The organism is Streptomyces sp. NPDC044719 (assembly GCF_056433405.1).
In genome coordinates this window covers 1,136,927-1,151,497 of the sequence record NZ_JBWKHE010000001.1, presented here as the reverse complement: position 1 = coordinate 1,151,497, position 14,571 = coordinate 1,136,927, and the positions used below count along the sequence as shown (strand labels likewise).

13 protein-coding genes and 2 riboswitches are annotated in these 14,571 nt (G+C 69.5%); of the genes, 4 read left to right on the top strand and 9 right to left on the bottom strand.

The window, feature by feature from the left end; translation table 11 throughout:
* Positions 1 to 142 precede the first annotated feature (142 nt).
* The gene (locus AC07DF_RS05370) at positions 143 to 1,378 is read left to right on the top strand and encodes an alpha/beta hydrolase (protein WP_478967091.1); all 1,236 of its coding nucleotides are present in this window, start codon (positions 143 to 145) and stop codon (positions 1,376 to 1,378) included.
* Here AC07DF_RS05370 and AC07DF_RS05365 read toward each other — a convergent pair.
* The 9 genes from AC07DF_RS05365 to AC07DF_RS05325 all read right to left on the bottom strand — a co-directional run bounded on the left by AC07DF_RS05365 (position 1,269) and on the right by AC07DF_RS05325 (position 11,214).
* Positions 1,269 to 1,943, bottom strand: a complete 675-nt coding sequence (locus tag AC07DF_RS05365; protein WP_478967089.1) for a trimeric intracellular cation channel family protein — start codon at positions 1,941 to 1,943, stop codon at positions 1,269 to 1,271. The two genes, AC07DF_RS05370 and AC07DF_RS05365, sit on opposite strands and share 110 nt — an antisense overlap.
* Positions 1,944 to 2,007: 64 nt before the next feature.
* Positions 2,008 to 3,144, bottom strand: a complete 1,137-nt coding sequence (locus AC07DF_RS05360; RefSeq protein ID WP_478967087.1) for an ABC transporter ATP-binding protein — start codon at positions 3,142 to 3,144, stop codon at positions 2,008 to 2,010.
* Entirely contained in the window at positions 3,141 to 4,223 is a 1,083-nt protein-coding gene (locus AC07DF_RS05355) for an ABC transporter ATP-binding protein (protein WP_478967085.1), read from the bottom strand. Before AC07DF_RS05355 ends, AC07DF_RS05360 begins: the two co-directional genes overlap by 4 nt.
* Positions 4,220 to 5,230: an ABC transporter permease gene (locus AC07DF_RS05350; protein WP_478967083.1), complete on the bottom strand. Its 1,011-nt coding sequence runs from the start codon at positions 5,228 to 5,230 to the stop codon at positions 4,220 to 4,222. The genes AC07DF_RS05355 and AC07DF_RS05350 overlap by 4 nt, the downstream gene beginning before the upstream one ends.
* Positions 5,231 to 5,320: 90 nt before the next feature.
* Positions 5,321 to 7,087 (bottom strand): ABC transporter substrate-binding protein, encoded by a 1,767-nt coding sequence (locus tag AC07DF_RS05345; RefSeq protein ID WP_478967081.1) that lies wholly within the window; start codon positions 7,085 to 7,087, stop codon positions 5,321 to 5,323.
* An 8-nt stretch (positions 7,088 to 7,095) separates the two neighbouring features.
* The gene (locus AC07DF_RS05340; protein ID WP_478967079.1) at positions 7,096 to 8,094 is read right to left on the bottom strand and encodes an ABC transporter permease; all 999 of its coding nucleotides are present in this window, start codon (positions 8,092 to 8,094) and stop codon (positions 7,096 to 7,098) included.
* A gap of 340 nt (positions 8,095 to 8,434) precedes the next feature.
* Entirely contained in the window at positions 8,435 to 9,235 is an 801-nt protein-coding gene (locus tag AC07DF_RS05335; protein WP_478967077.1) for an enhanced serine sensitivity protein SseB C-terminal domain-containing protein, read from the bottom strand.
* Positions 9,236 to 9,373: 138 nt separating this feature from the next.
* Positions 9,374 to 10,162, bottom strand: coding sequence for an enhanced serine sensitivity protein SseB (locus AC07DF_RS05330; protein WP_478967074.1), 789 nt, complete (start codon positions 10,160 to 10,162; stop codon positions 9,374 to 9,376).
* A gap of 383 nt (positions 10,163 to 10,545) precedes the next feature.
* Complete coding sequence (locus AC07DF_RS05325) at positions 10,546 to 11,214, bottom strand: AAA family ATPase (RefSeq protein ID WP_478967603.1); 669 nt, start codon at positions 11,212 to 11,214, stop codon at positions 10,546 to 10,548.
* 182 nt (positions 11,215 to 11,396) lie between these two features.
* Positions 11,397 to 11,497: riboswitch (glycine riboswitch) on the top strand.
* A gap of 1 nt (position 11,498) precedes the next feature.
* Positions 11,499 to 11,624: riboswitch (glycine riboswitch) on the top strand.
* Positions 11,625 to 11,661: 37 nt separating this feature from the next.
* On the opposite strand from AC07DF_RS05325, the gene gcvT reads away from it, so the two are divergent.
* The 3 genes from gcvT to glyA all read left to right on the top strand — a co-directional run bounded on the left by gcvT (position 11,662) and on the right by glyA (position 14,538).
* Positions 11,662 to 12,783 carry a glycine cleavage system aminomethyltransferase GcvT gene (gene gcvT, locus AC07DF_RS05320; protein ID WP_478967072.1) on the top strand — a complete coding sequence of 374 codons (1,122 nt, stop codon included), beginning with the start codon at positions 11,662 to 11,664 and terminating at the stop codon, positions 12,781 to 12,783.
* A 100-nt stretch (positions 12,784 to 12,883) separates the two neighbouring features.
* Positions 12,884 to 13,261 (top strand): glycine cleavage system protein GcvH, encoded by a 378-nt coding sequence (gcvH, locus tag AC07DF_RS05315; protein WP_189727772.1) that lies wholly within the window; start codon positions 12,884 to 12,886, stop codon positions 13,259 to 13,261.
* A gap of 14 nt (positions 13,262 to 13,275) precedes the next feature.
* The gene (gene glyA, locus AC07DF_RS05310) at positions 13,276 to 14,538 is read left to right on the top strand and encodes a serine hydroxymethyltransferase (RefSeq protein ID WP_478967070.1); all 1,263 of its coding nucleotides are present in this window, start codon (positions 13,276 to 13,278) and stop codon (positions 14,536 to 14,538) included.
* The last annotated feature ends 33 nt before the right edge of the window (positions 14,539 to 14,571 follow it).

Here is a 14,571-nt window from a genome sequence, read left to right as displayed (position 1 = left end):
GACTGAACAGTACAAGAACTACTTACTAAGCGGTAGCTTTTTGGCGTTCCCGGCGCCCCCGCCGGGTGAGACCCGGGCAATTTCTCGGTAAGTGTCCGACTCGTCCGTACACCCGCGGGCAGTCCTCGTCCTCTGTATGGGCATGAGCCTCACCGGGACCCCGTTCCTCTGCACGCTGGCCGTGCTGTCCGTCGTCGCCCTCGTGCTGCCCCTGGTCCTCTGGTCGCGCCTGCGCGGGCCCCGGATCCTGCGCGCCGCGGCCCGGACACTGATGCTGCTGTTCGCGCAGGGGACGGCCGTGGCCCTGGTCTTCACCCTGGTCAACAACGCCAACAGCCTGTACGACACCTGGGGCGATCTGCTCGGCACCTCAGACCATGTGCAGCAGGCGGCCGATCTGGGCGCCGACGGCACCGGCGGCCTCGCCCTGAAGCGGCTGCCCAAGGTGCGCCAGGTCTTCGAGCCGGCCACCGGGCCCGGTATGCGCGCGGCCGGCGGGGTGCGGGTCACCCAGCTCAGGGGCCGGGTGTCGGGCGTGAACGCCGAGGTGTACGTGTGGCTGCCGCCGCAGTACGACGAACCGGCCTATCGGCATCACCGGTTCCCGGTCGTCGAGCTGCTGCCCGGCTATCCCGGCTCGGCGAAGGCCTGGTTCGGCTCGCTGCACGCGCACGAGCAGCTGCTGCCACTGATGCGCGACGGGCAGATCGCCCCGTTCATCCTGGCCGCCCCGCGCACCAGCCTGCTGCCCGGGGTGGACACCGGGTGTGCCAACATCCCGGGCACGGTCAACGCCGACACCTGGCTGAGCGTCGATGTGCCGAGGATGGTCATGGACAACTTCCGCGCCGAGGCCGCCCCGCAGGGCTGGGCCGTCGCCGGCTACTCGGCGGGGGCGCACTGCGCGGCCAAGCTCGCCGTCGCCCACCCCGACCGCTTCCGGGCCGCCGTCAGCCTGTCCGGCTACAACGACCCGATCGGCGAACGCGACTCGCTCGCCGCGCAGAGCCCGGCGCTGCGTGCCGGGAACAACCCCTGCCTGCTGCTGCGCGAGGCGCCCGCCCCGCCGCGGATCGCGCTCTATCTCTCCGGCCAGCCGCACGACGGCTACGAGGCGGCCGTCGCGCTGGAACAGGCCGCGAAGGCCCCGACGACCGTGCACGTGGTGTTCGTGCCGAGGAGCGCGGGCGGCCACACCATGGCGCTGTGGCGGCCGCAGGTGGTCCCGGCGTTCGAGTGGCTCACGGAGATGGCGGGCCGCCGGCCCGTCACGGCAGGACGGGCTGCTCCTCCTCGCTCACCGTCGACCGCCGGTGCCACGCCCGCGGAGCTCGCCAGTGGTATCGCATCGCCAGCAGCCGCAGGACGAAGGCGGTGATCACCGCGAGCGCGCTGGTCAGCGGGGACAGGACGTCGTAGCGGATGCACAGCACGACCATCGTGGCGCCGACGATCGCCGGGACCGCGTACAGGTCGCGGTCCCAGCGCAGCAGCGAAGGCACCTCGTTGGCGAGCACGTCCCGCAGCACGCCCCCGCCCACCGCCGTGGCCAGGCCCAGGCAGGCGGAGGCGGTCAGGCCGAGCCCGTACTCGTACGCCTTCGTCGTCCCGGCGACGCAGAACAGGCCGAGGCCGGCCGCGTCGAAGACGTTCACGGCGACCTGGATGCGTTCCACATGGGGGTGGAGGAAGAACACCAGGAGGGTGGCGAGCAGCGGGGTGAGGAAGTACCCCAGGTCCGTGAAGGCGGCGGGCGGTACGGCCCCGATGACCAGGTCACGGAAGAGACCGCCGCCCAGCGCGGTGACCTCGGCGAGGACGGCGATGCCGAACACGTCGAAGTTCTTCCGGACGGCCAGCAGGGCGCCGGAGATCGCGAAGACGAAGATGCCGATCAGCTCGAGCGAATGCTGGACGGACGGGGTGAACAGTTCCTGGAGCACCCGAACATTTTTACCCACGGCCGAGCCCCCGCCCCCGGGTGAGGGGGCGGGGGCTCGGGCGGAGTCACTTCTCGACGACGGGTGTGGGGTTCTCCGCGGCGGCTTTGTGAGCCGAGGAGAGCAGCTTGGTGTCCTGCGGCTGCTGGTCCTCGAAGTTCTCCGGGTGGTGGCAGGCGACGCGCTGTCCGGCCCGCAGCTCCACCAGCGGCGGCTCGGTCGTCTTGCACATCTCGGTCGCCTTCCAGCACCGGGTGTGGAAGCGGCAGCCGGTCGGCGGGGCGATCGGCGAGGGCACGTCGCCCTTGAGCAGGATGCGCTCGCTCTTGACGCCCCGGCGCTTGGGGTCCGGGATCGGCACGGCCGACAGCAGGGCCTTGGAGTACGGGTGCATGGGCGACTTGTACAGCTTGTCGCGGTCGGCCAGCTCGACGATCTTGCCGAGGTACATCACCGCGATCCGGTCGGAGACGTGCCGGACGACCGACAGGTCGTGCGCGATGATGACGTACGTCAGGCCCAGTTCCTCCTGGAGGTCGTCCAGCAGGTTCACCACCTGCGCCTGGATCGACACGTCCAGCGCGGAGACCGGCTCGTCCGCCACGACCAGCTTGGGGTTGAGCGCGAGCGCGCGGGCGATGCCGATGCGCTGGCGCTGGCCGCCGGAGAACTCGTGCGGATAGCGGTTGTAGTGCTCGGGGTTGAGGCCGACCACCGACAGCAGCCGCTGGACCTCCTTCTTCACCCCGCCCTCGGGCTCGACGCCCTGGAGCTTGAAGGGGGCGCCGACGATCGTGCCGATCGTGTGCCGGGGGTTCAGCGAGGAGTACGGGTCCTGGAAGATCATCTGCACATCACGGCGCATCGGGCGCAGATCGCTCGTGCCGAGGTGCGTGATGTCCTTGCCCTCGAACTCGACCCTGCCGTCGGTCGGTTCGAGCAGCCGGGTGATCAGCCGGCCCATCGTGGACTTGCCGCAGCCCGACTCGCCCACGACACCGAGCGTCTCGCCCCTGCGGACCTCGAAGTCGATGCCGTCGACGGCGCGCACCGCGCCGGTCTGCCGCTGGAGCAGGCCCTTGCGGATCGGGAAGTGCTTCTGCAGGCCGGTCACCTTCAGCAGGACGTCGCCGTCGGCGGTGGTGTCCTTGGTGAGGGTGCCTGCGCTCTGCTCCGGCTTGCTCGCCGTTTTGTCGTCGCTCACAGCTTCGGCGCAATCTCTTCGGTCCAGATACGCTCCCGCTGCTCCTGGGTCATGTGGCAGGCGGCCCAGTGCGAGCCGCCGACCTCGGTCAGCTCGGGGCGGACCGTGCGGGTGACGTTGTCCTTCGGGATGTCCGCGTACGGGCAGCGCGGGTTGAAGGCGCAGCCGGACGGGAGGTTGATGAGGGAGGGCGGCGCGCCCTTGATCGGGATGAGCCGGTCGGTCTCCTCCCGGTCCATACGCGGCATCGAGCCGAGCAGGCCCCAGGTGTAGGGGTGCCGGGGCTCGGAGAACACGTCCTCGGCGGGACCGCGCTCCACACACCGGCCGCCGTACATGACCAGCAGGTCGTCGGCCATCTCGGCGACCACGCCCAGGTCGTGGGTGATCATGATGACCGCGGAGCCGAACTCCTTCTGCAGGTCATGGATCAGATCGAGGATCTGCGCCTGCACGGTGACGTCCAGGGCGGTGGTCGGCTCGTCGGCGATGAGCAGCTCGGGGTTGTTCACCAGCGCCATGGCGATCATCGCGCGCTGGCGCATACCGCCGGAGAACTCGTGCGGGTAGCCGTCGACGCGCTTGGCGGGCTCGGGGATGCCGACCCGGTCGAGCATCTCGACCGCCCGCTGCCTGGCGACCTTCTTGTTGACGTCGTGGTGGACCCGGTACGCCTCGACGATCTGCTGCCCCACCGTGTAGTAGGGGTGCATCGCCGACAGCGGGTCCTGGAAGATCATGGCCATCTTCCGGCCGCGCAGCCGCCGCACCTCGTCGGGGTCGGCCGCGATCAGCTCCTGGCCGTCCAGCCACACCTCGCCGGAGACCTTGGCACGCGCCGAGCGGTGCAGGCCCATCACGCCGAGCGAGGTGACGGACTTGCCGGAGCCGGACTCGCCCACGATGCCCAGGGTCTTGCCCTTGCGCACGTCGAAGCTGACGCCGTCCACCGACTTGACCAGACCGTCGTCCGTGTCGAAGTGGATGCGCAGATCCCGTACGGACAGGAACACGTCGTCCGCGGTGGACGGGGCGACGGAGTCCGGTTCGCCGAGCGCGGCTTTGTCGAGCTTGCTCACGAGTACCTCACCCGGGGGTCGATGGCGGCGTACACCAGGTCGACGATCAGATTGCAGAAGACGATGAAGAACGCGGCGACCAGGGTCACGCCCATCACGATGGGCAGGTCGTTGTCCTTGATGGCCTGGACCGAGTAGGCACCGATGCCCTGCAGGGAGAACACGGTCTCGGTGAGCACCGCGGTGCCGACGAGGGTGCCGAAGTCCATGCCGAAGATGGTGACGATCGGGGTGAGCGCGGAGCGCAGGCCGTGCTTGGCCACGACCGTCGTCTCCTTCAGGCCCTTGGCCCTGGCCGTGCGGATGTAGTCCTCGCTCATCGTCTCCAGCATGCCCGCCCGGGTGAGCCTGGCGTAGAGCGCGGAGAAGAGGAAGGCGAGGCTGACCCAGGGAAGCACCATGTGCCAGGCCCATTCGGCCGGGTTCTCGGTGAACGGGACGTAGTCGATGCTCTCCCAGATGGGGATCTCGTAGACGAAGAGCGCGAGCAGGATCTGGCCGGTGAAGAAGATCGGGAGCGAGACGCCGGCGAGCGCGATGAACATCGAGAAGCGGTCGATCGGCTTGCCCTTGCGCAGGGCCGAGATCACGCCGGTGGTCACACCGGAGACGAGCCAGATCACCGCCGCACCGACGGCCAGCGAGAAGGAGACCGGAATCCGCTGCTCCAACTGGGGCCACACCTCGATGTGGCTCTTGAAGGAGTACCCGAAGCAGGGTGCGCCGCAGTGCGTCGCGTCGGGACCGAACTTGTAGTCGGCGCCGATCACGAGGCCCTTGATGAACTCCCAGTACTGGACGTAGACCGGCTGGTCCAGCCCGAGGTTCTGCTTGATCGCGGCGACGGACTCGGGGTTCGCGTCCTTGCCGACGTACTGGGTGGCCAACTGGTCGGCCGTCTGGCCCCCGAGGCGGGGCACCAGGAAGAAGATGGCGAAGGTGACTGCGCTGACCACCAGCAGCAACAGCACCGCGCCCATGACGCGTCGGAGGATGTACGCAGCCACAGCTGTACGGCCCCGGGTGGCCGCGGCGGGGTCATCCGCCGCGGCCACCCGGTGCCTTCACCTGCCTTTCGAAAGGATCCGGCCCGCTGATTACTTCGTGGAGCTCATCAGCAGGTAGTCGTACATGCCGAGGTAGGCCTGCGTGACCGTGACGTTGGCCGCGGACGTCGGCCTGAGCAGCAGGTTCTTGCGGTAGACCAGCGGGACGACCGAGGCGTTGTCGAGCACCATCTTGTCGATGTCACCCCAGGCCTTGGTGCGGGCCGCGTCGTCGGTGTTGGCGATCGCGTCCGTCAGGGCCTTGTTGATCTTCGGGTCGTCCAGCTCCATCAGGTTGTTGCCGCCCGAGGGCTTGATGGCCGCACCGTTGATGATCTGGTCGAGGAAGCCGTAGCCGGTCGGCCAGTCGGCGCCCCACGCCATCGAGAGCATGCCGAGCTTGTTGTCGTGGACGTAGCTCGGGACACCGGCGAAGTTGGAGAAGTACTTGCCGGAGGGGAACTGCTTGATCTCGATGTTGATGCCGATCTTCTTCAGCGACGCCTGGACGGCGGTCGCCGCCGCGACCTCGGCGGGCCGGTCGGAACGGGCCGTCAGGATCGTGTTGAAGCCGTTCGGCTTGCCGCAGGCCTTCAGGGCAGCCTTGGCCTTGGCCACGTCGCCCTTGTGACCGGGGCTCGCGTAGGTGTCGAACTTGGTGTAGCCGTTGACCGACGGCGGCAGCAGCGTGGTCGCCACGTCGCCCTTCGGCGAACCACCCATGGCGTCGAGCACCGACTGCTTGTCGAGGCCCCACTGCACGGCCTTGCGGCAGTCGGCGTTGTCGAACGGCTTCACGTTCACGTTCAGCGCGATGTACTGCGTCGCGCCGGCGTACGAGCTGTCCGTCTGGTTGGCGTACTTGCCGCGCAGCACCTTCGGCTGGGTCTGCGGCTGCACACCCGTGCCGGCCGCGTCAGCCGTGATCTTGTCGGAGAGCAGGTTGTTGTCGACCGTGACCGGGTTGACCTTGAACTTGATCGTGATCTTGTCCGGCAGGGCCTTGCGGTTCGGGTCCGTCTTCGCGTCCCACTGCGGGTTGCGCACGAGGGTGGCGCTGCGGCCCTCCTCGTAGGACTGGAACTGGTACGGGCCGGAGGACTGGATGCTCTGCACGTACTTCGCGCCGGTGTCCTTCGACTGCGGCACGGGCGCCGTCTGCGAGAACGTCGCCAGGTAGTCGAAGTCGGCGAACGGCTGCTTCAGCTTGAAGACGATCGTCTGGTCGTCCGGCGTCTCGATGGACTTGATGCCCTCGGCGGACTTGTCCTTGTACGGGCCCTTGTACTTGTCGCCGCCCTCCAAGTACGACTTGAAGTAGGTCGGGCCGTTGGACAGGGCCTCGGGCGCGAAGTTGGAGCGCTCGATGGCGTACTTGACGTCCTTGGACGTCACCGGGGTGCCGTCCTGGAACTTCACACCCGTACGCAGCTTGTACGTCCAGGTCTTGGCGTCCGGGCTGGACTTGCCGAGGGACTCGGCGAGGTCCGGCACGACCTCCAGGCCTTCCTTGCCCGCCGCCGGTTTGAACGTGGTGAGCGTTCTGCCGTAGAGGCGGGAGAAGTTCTGGACCCAGCCGTAGTACGTGTTGCCCGGGTCGAGGGAGTCCGGCACGTCCGAGTGCTCGTACGTGACCGTCCCGCCCTTCTTGCTCGACGCGTTGACGATCGAGTTCAGCGCGGCGTCCTTCTTGCCGTTGCCTCCCCCGTCGTTGTCGTCACCTCCGCCGCCGCACGCGGCAGCACCCAGCGACAGTGCCAGGACCGACGCAACGCCGGCGGTCACCCTTCTCGTCTTCACCTGAGGAAGCCCCCTCATTCGATGGATCACTTGCTGCGAGGGTCGAGGGCGTCACGCAGCCCGTCACCCAGCAGGTTGAAGGCCAGGACGGTGATGAAGATCGCCAGTCCGGGCACGAACATGTACTGCGGATCAGCCGTGTAGAGATCCACAGCGTTGCTGAGCATGCCGCCCCAGGAGGCCTGCGGCGGAGCGATACCGACACCGAGGAAGCTCAGCGCTGCCTCGAACAGGATGTTCGTCGGGATGATCAGCGTCGAGTAGACGAGGATCGGTGCGACGAGGTTCGGGAGCAGTTCCCGGAAGAGCACGTACGGGCCGCGTGCCCCGAGGCTCGTGGCGGCCTCGATGAACTCCCGCTTGCGCAGGGTCATCGTCTGGGCGCGCACGATGCGGCCGATGTACGGCCAGCTGAAGAAGCCGATCACGAAGATCAGCACGCAGATGCGCAGGGGCAGGCCTTCGAGACCGAAGAACCCGTCCTGCACCGAGGCGGAGATCGAGATGGCGAACAGCAGCAGGGGGAAGGCCAGGAAGGTGTCCATCAGCCTGCTGATGACGCTGTCGATCCAGCCGCCGTAGTAGCCGGCGACGACACCGAGCACGGTGCCGATGCACACGGACAGCAGCGTCGCGCCGCCCGCGACCAGGAGGGAGACCCAGGAGCCGTCGATGATGCGGGCGAGCATGTCGCGGCCGTACTGGGGGTCCACGCCGAGCGGGTGGTCCCAACTCATACCTCCCCAGCCGCCCTTGGGGGCGAGCAGCGCCGGGTCGATGAGGTCCTGGTTGAACTTGTTCGGATCGAGGTTGAAGATCCACAGGATCGGCTTGGAGAACACCGCCATCGTCACGAGCAGGATGACGACGACGCCTCCCGCCATCGCCACCTTGTCCCGCTTGAAGCGCATCCAGGCGATCTGGGTGAGCGAGCGCCCCTCGATCTGGCTCTTCTTGACCCCGGAGAGCACGGCCTCGGGCTGTGCTCCGGCTTCCGCCCCGGTGGTCTCGATGGGTGCGGTCACGGTGCGATTGACCCCTCTCGGGCCGGCGATCGCCGTCCCCTGGCTGCCGCTGTAGCGGTTTTGTTTGTCTCGTACACGCGACCGACCCGGTCCGTGTCTTGCGGGGAGTCTTCAACGCTTTGGCGATCAGTTGCCAGACTTGGCGATGAAAGGATGCGTAAACGTGATGCTGTCTGCAGGGTTCCGTTATCCGGACAACGGGTAACAGCGGCCGGACGCGCTGCGTCAGGGGCATATTAGGACAGAAGCGCCCCTATAGCCCTTATCTACGCGCGAAGAGTTGAACGGTTGTCACGTTCGGGGCGTTGCGGGAAAGGCCTTCGGGGACCTGCCGAGCGGGTCAGTACCTGCCCTGGGCAGGGGGGTATCCGTAGCCCGAGACCGGGGCCTGGACAGGGGCGGTGGCGTGGGCCTCACGGTCGTAGAAGGGGCGTGCGCCGGCGCGCAGCCACATAGCGACCGGGTCGTGCTCGTCGGACATCGCCACGGTCGAGACGGGGAGCCCGTCCGGTACGGCGCCGAGGGACTGCTGCATCATCGCGCGCACCGAATCCACGGCCGACGGTGAGGTGTCGTAGACGTCGAGTCCGATGGCGAGATACGGCGCCCCGAGCGCGGGCTGCACCCAGGCACGGCGCAGCGAGCGGACGGCCGGGGTGCGGTGGGCGTTCTGCGCGAGCAGGGCGTAGAACTGCGGGATCTCGATGGCCGGTTCGGACAGCCGCAGGGGCCCGGCGGGCTGGCGGTCCAGGCCCGTGGCGATCCGGCGCAGGTCGAGCCAGGGGATGCCGACGCCGCCGCCGGGGGCGTGCGGGTTGAGCCAGAGACCGTAGTGGTCGGGGTAGAGAGCCCGGGCCACGTCGACTCCGTCGACGACCTCGTAGCTGCGGTTCCAGCCGCTCGCCGAGAGCTCCTGGGCGGAGGTCACACAGGGGGCGTAGCCGTAGCCCTGGACCTCCATGTTCCCGTACTGGGCGTCGGGGGATCCGGCCTGGCCGTGCCACAGGAGCATCCAGATCTGGCCGCTGTGCGGGGTCGCGAGCGCGCGCAGGAGGGCCTCGTAGGCGTCATAACGCCCGGGCGTGACCTGGCGCAGCATGTGCTCGACCTGTCCGGCCGCGGCCGTGCCGCTCGCGCTCACCTTTACCGCCCCTTCGTACAACGCCTCGACCGTGACCTAGCTTAAGCCCGCTCGGGAGCCCGGAGCTTGGTGCCGTCGGGCGGGTGCGGGTCGTGTGTGGTTGATCGCGCAGTTCCCCGCGCCCCTGAGTGCGTCGCCCTACCGCTGGTAGAAGGGCCGGACCCGGTCCTTCATCCAGTTGCCCACCGGGTCCTCCGCCACGTCCAGCAGGACCAGGTTGACCGGCCAGGGGGCCGGGGCGGTGGTGACGGCGCGGGTGAGGGCGTCCAGGGGGAGGGCGCGCAGGTCGCCTTCCCACTGGGAGAGTTCGACGCCGACGAACATCACCGGGTCGGCGGTCTCGATCGCGGCGAGGCAGCGGCGGGCGGTGACGACGACGCCGGTCGCCTCGAACTCGGCGGAGGCGGCGGCGAGGAAGTCCACCGGGTCGTCCTGCCAGTCGGGCTCGAAGAGGCGCACCCGGCCGCCGCTCGCGGGGCCGTCCAGCGGGGTCCGGCCGGCCCGGCACAGCTCGGCGACGGCGGGCGGCGGGAGCGGGATGCCGACCACGCCACCGGGGTTGATGGCTATCCCCGCGTGCGGGGGCAGACCACGGGCGAACTCCACGGCCGGCGCGATGGTGTACGACATGTGCGAGCCCACGACCTGGCGGAACTGCTCCTCGGAGCTGAACACCGGTACGAACGCCTGGCCGTCGATCTCGATGCCGGGGAGGTCGAGGGGGCCGCTCTGCGGGCCGCCGCCGTTGGGGAGCGGGATCCACACGAAGCTCCGGCCGAGCACCTCGACGATCCGCCCGCCGGCCGAGGGGCCGGCGCCGAGGGAGGCCGAGAGCACCTCCTCCAGCTCGTTGCCGGGCCATCCGCCGTGCGGGTGGGTCTGCGTCTGCGCCGGGAAGTCCGCGGAGAAGTCCGCCGGGAAGTCCATCTGCCTACCGCCTGCCTGAAACCACTGCTGTGGCTCAAAGGCTAGCGGCTCGGGAACGAGGGACGACCACCCCGTGAACCACGACGCGGGGCCGCGGGCGACCGGCCCACGCTTTTCGGGCTCACCGACTGCGGCTGCCCGCCCATGAACACGGTGCACTGGCCGGTGCCGCCTGCCCCATGAACGCGGCTCACCGGTCAGTGCCGCCTGCCCCATGAACACGATTCACCGACTGCGGCCACCGGCCCATGAACCCGGCTCACCATCCGCGGCCGCCGACTCCGCGAACACGGCTCACCGACGGCGGCCGCCAGCCCGGTAGCCAGAGCCGCCGGCCGCGCGGACAGCCGGCACCGTCCGTGCCGGTTCACGGGCCCGGGCCGTCAGCCCGCGAAGGCGATGCGGTGCAGGGTGTTCGCCGCGTCGCGGTCGGCGAGGATCGCCGAGCCGCAGCCGCTGGGCAGTTCGCCGCGCTCCACCTCTCGCAGGAGGCGGGTGGTGGCCGCGCGGTGGCGCAGGAACGCGTACCGCGAGACGCCGCGGCCGCGGTCGCGCTGGCCGGCCAGGGCCTGTTCGGGGGCGACGTCGAGCATCAGAAGGTGGAGCGTGCCGCCCCGGCGGCGGGCCTCGCGGGCGAGCCAGCGGCGGACCCAGGCCTGGGTGCCGCAGTCGTGCACGACGACGCCCTCGCCGGTGCGCAGGGCGCGGCGCAGTCCGGCGTAGTGCGCGAGCCGGACGAGCGGGCGGTAGACCGCGTACGGCAGGGCGCGCGGCATGCGGAGGTCCCAGTGGTCGCGGGTGTCCTGGGAGTCGATGCGCCGGCCCGGCACGGTGCGCCGCATCAGCGTGGACTTGCCGCTGCCGGGCAGGCCTGTGACCACGACGATGTCGTTGGGGCCGAACAGCAGCGCGTGCGGGCCGCGGCCGGCGCGCTCGCGCAGATCGCGGACGACCGGCACCGGCTGCGGGCCGCAGGCCGCGCGCACCGGAGCGGCCGGCTGCTCGGGCAGCGCGATGCCCGACGTCGTGGCGTACGCGGTGGTCCTGTTCACCGTGATCGTCCTCCCCTGGGGCCAGGTACGGAGTCCCATGCCCGCCGAGTGTAAAGAGAAGGTAATGCCCGATGTCTCTGGATTTAGTCCTCTTCCTGCAACATCCCTGCTACAGGGTGGTCCCCCTGCCACCCCGCGACAATGCGTGCAATGATGTGCGCGCCAACTGCATACCGGCCGTTTGAATCCGCGCGGGAGAGTCCCCAGCACCGTCCGACGCTGGGGCGCCGAAGGAGCAAGTCCCTCCCTTGAATCTCTCAGGCCCCGTTACCGCGCGGGCGAGGCACATCTGAAAAGCGGGCCGCACCCTTCTCCGATTCCGGGGAAGCGGCGTGGCTCCACCCAAGGTGCAAGCCGTGTCCCGAGTGGTCATGGCGAACCTCTCAGGTTCCGATGACAGATGGGGAGGAACGACCTCGCCGTCATGCCTTGGGAGACAACCGACCGATGAGCAGTACAGGAGAACTCCGCCACACCGCGCTCGATGCCCTGCATCGTTCGCTCGGCGCGACGATGACCGACTTCGCCGGCTGGGACATGCCCCTGCGCTACGGCTCCGAGCGCGACGAGCACAACGCCGTGCGCACGAAGGCCGGGCTCTTCGACCTCTCCCACATGGGCGAGATCACCGTCACCGGCCCGCAGGCCGCCGCCCTCCTCGACTTCGCCCTGGTGGGCAACATCGGCGGGGTCAAGCCCGGCCGCGCCCGCTACACCATGATCTGCCAGGCCGACGGCGGCATCCTCGACGACCTGATCGTCTACCGGCTGGGCGAGACCGAGTACATGGTGGTCGCCAACGCCTCCAACGCGCAGGTGGTCCTGGACGCCCTGGTGGAACGTTCCGCCGGCTTCGACGCCGAGGTGCGCGACGACCGGGACGCCTACGCGCTGCTCGCCGTACAGGGCCCGGAGTCCCCGGGGATCCTGAAGTCCCTGACCGACGCCGACCTCGACGGCCTGAAGTACTACGCCGGACTGCCCGGCACGGTCGCGGGCGTCCCGGCCCTCATCGCCCGCACCGGGTACACCGGCGAGGACGGCTTCGAGCTGTTCGTGAAGCCCGAGCACGCCGTCGAGCTGTGGCAGGCCCTGACCAAGGCGGGCGAGGGCGCCGGCCTGGTCCCGTGCGGCCTGTCCTGCCGCGACACGCTGCGCCTCGAGGCGGGCATGCCGCTGTACGGGCACGAGCTGAGCACCTCCCTGACGCCCTTCGACGCCGGGCTCGGCCGGGTGGTGAAGTTCGAGAAGGAGGGCGACTTCGTGGGCCGCGAGGCCCTGACGGAGGCCGCCGCGCGCGCCGAGCAGAACCCGCCCCGCGTCCTGGTCGGCCTCGTCGCCGAGGGCCGTAGGGTCCCGCGCGCCGGGTACCCGGTGGTCACCGGCGGCGAGGTGATCGGCGAGGTCACCTCCGGCGCCCCCTCCCCCACGCTCGGCAAGCCGATCGCGATGGCGTACGTCGACCCCGCGCACGCGGCGCCCGGCACACCCGGTGTGGCCGTGGACATCCGGGGCAGTCACGAGCCGTACGAGGTCGTGGCGCTGCCGTTCTACAAGCGCCAGAAGTAGACACTGGCCGCGGGCCGTCACAGCGGTCCCGGGCATCTCATCCCCGCTCACCAGCGGTCCCCTTCATCAGCACTCCCGCGCGTACAGGAGAATCCAGGCCATGAGCAACCCCAAAGAGCTGCGTTACAGCAAGGAGCACGAGTGGCTGTCGGGCGCCGAGGACGGCGTCTCGACGATCGGCATCACGGAGCACGCGGCGAACGCGCTGGGCGACGTCGTCTTCGTCCAGCTCCCGGCGGTCGGTGACGCCGTGTCCGCCGGTGAGACCTGCGGCGAGCTGGAGTCGACCAAGTCCGTGTCCGACCTCTACTCCCCGGTCTCCGGCGAGGTCACCGAGGTCAACGAGGACGTGGTGAACGACCCGTCGCTGGTGAACTCGGCCCCCTTCGAGGGCGGCTGGCTGTTCAAGGTGCGCGTCACGGACGAGCCGGGCGACCTGCTCTCCGCCGACGAGTACACCGCGTTCTCCGCCGGCTGAGGAGTCGTAGCCGTATGTCCGTCCTGAACACGTCCCTGCACGAGTTCGACCCGGCCGTCGCCGCCGCGGTCGACGCCGAGCTGCACCGGCAGCAGTCCACGCTCGAGATGATCGCCTCGGAGAACTTCGCCCCGGTCGCGGTCATGGAGGCACAGGGCTCGGTCCTCACCAACAAGTACGCCGAGGGCTACCCGGGCCGCCGCTACTACGGCGGCTGCGAGCACGTCGACGTGGTCGAGCAGATCGCGATCGACCGCGTCAAGGAGCTGTTCGGCGCCGAGCACGCCAACGTCCAGCCGCACTCCGGCGCCCAGGCCAACGCCGCCGCGATGTTCGCGCTGCTCAAGCCGGGCGACACCATCATGGGTCTGAACCTCGCGCACGGCGGGCACCTGACCCACGGCATGAAGATCAACTTCTCCGGCAAGCTCTACGACGTCGTCGCCTACCACGTCGGTGACGACGGCCGGGTCGACATGGCCGAGGTGGAGCGGCTGGCGAAGGAGTCCCGGCCGAAGCTGATCGTCGCGGGCTGGTCCGCCTACCCGCGGCAGCTGGACTTCGCCGAGTTCCGCCGGATCGCGGACGAGGTCGGCGCGTACCTGATGGTCGACATGGCGCACTTCGCGGGGCTCGTGGCGGCGGGGCTGCACCCGAACCCCGTTCCGCACGCGCACGTGGTCACCACCACCACCCACAAGACGCTGGGCGGCCCGCGCGGCGGTGTGATCCTCTCCACGGCCGAGCTCGCCAAGAAGATCAACTCCGCTGTCTTCCCCGGTCAGCAGGGCGGTCCGCTGGAGCACGTGATCGCGGCCAAGGCGGTCTCGTTCAAGGTCGCCGCCTCCGAGGACTTCAAGGAGCGCCAGCGCCGTACGCTGGAGGGTGCCCGCATCCTGGCCGAGCGTCTGGTGAAGGACGACGTCCGGGCCGTGGGCGTGGACGTCCTGTCCGGCGGCACGGACGTGCACCTGGTCCTGGTCGACCTGCGCCACTCGGAGCTGGACGGCCAGCAGGCCGAGGACCGCCTCCACGAGGTGGGCATCACGGTCAACCGCAACGCGATCCCGAACGACCCGCGCCCGCCGATGGTGACGTCCGGTCTGCGGATCGGCACGCCGGCCCTGGCGACCCGGGGCTTTACGGCCGAGGACTTCGCAGAGGTCGCGGACGTCATCGCCGAGACGCTCAAGCCGTCCTACGACGCGGACGCGCTCAAGGCCCGGGTGAAGGCCCTGGCCGACAGGCACCCGCTGTACGCGGGCCTGAACAAGTAACGAAGAAACCTTTCAGGGCGCCGTGCCCGCCGG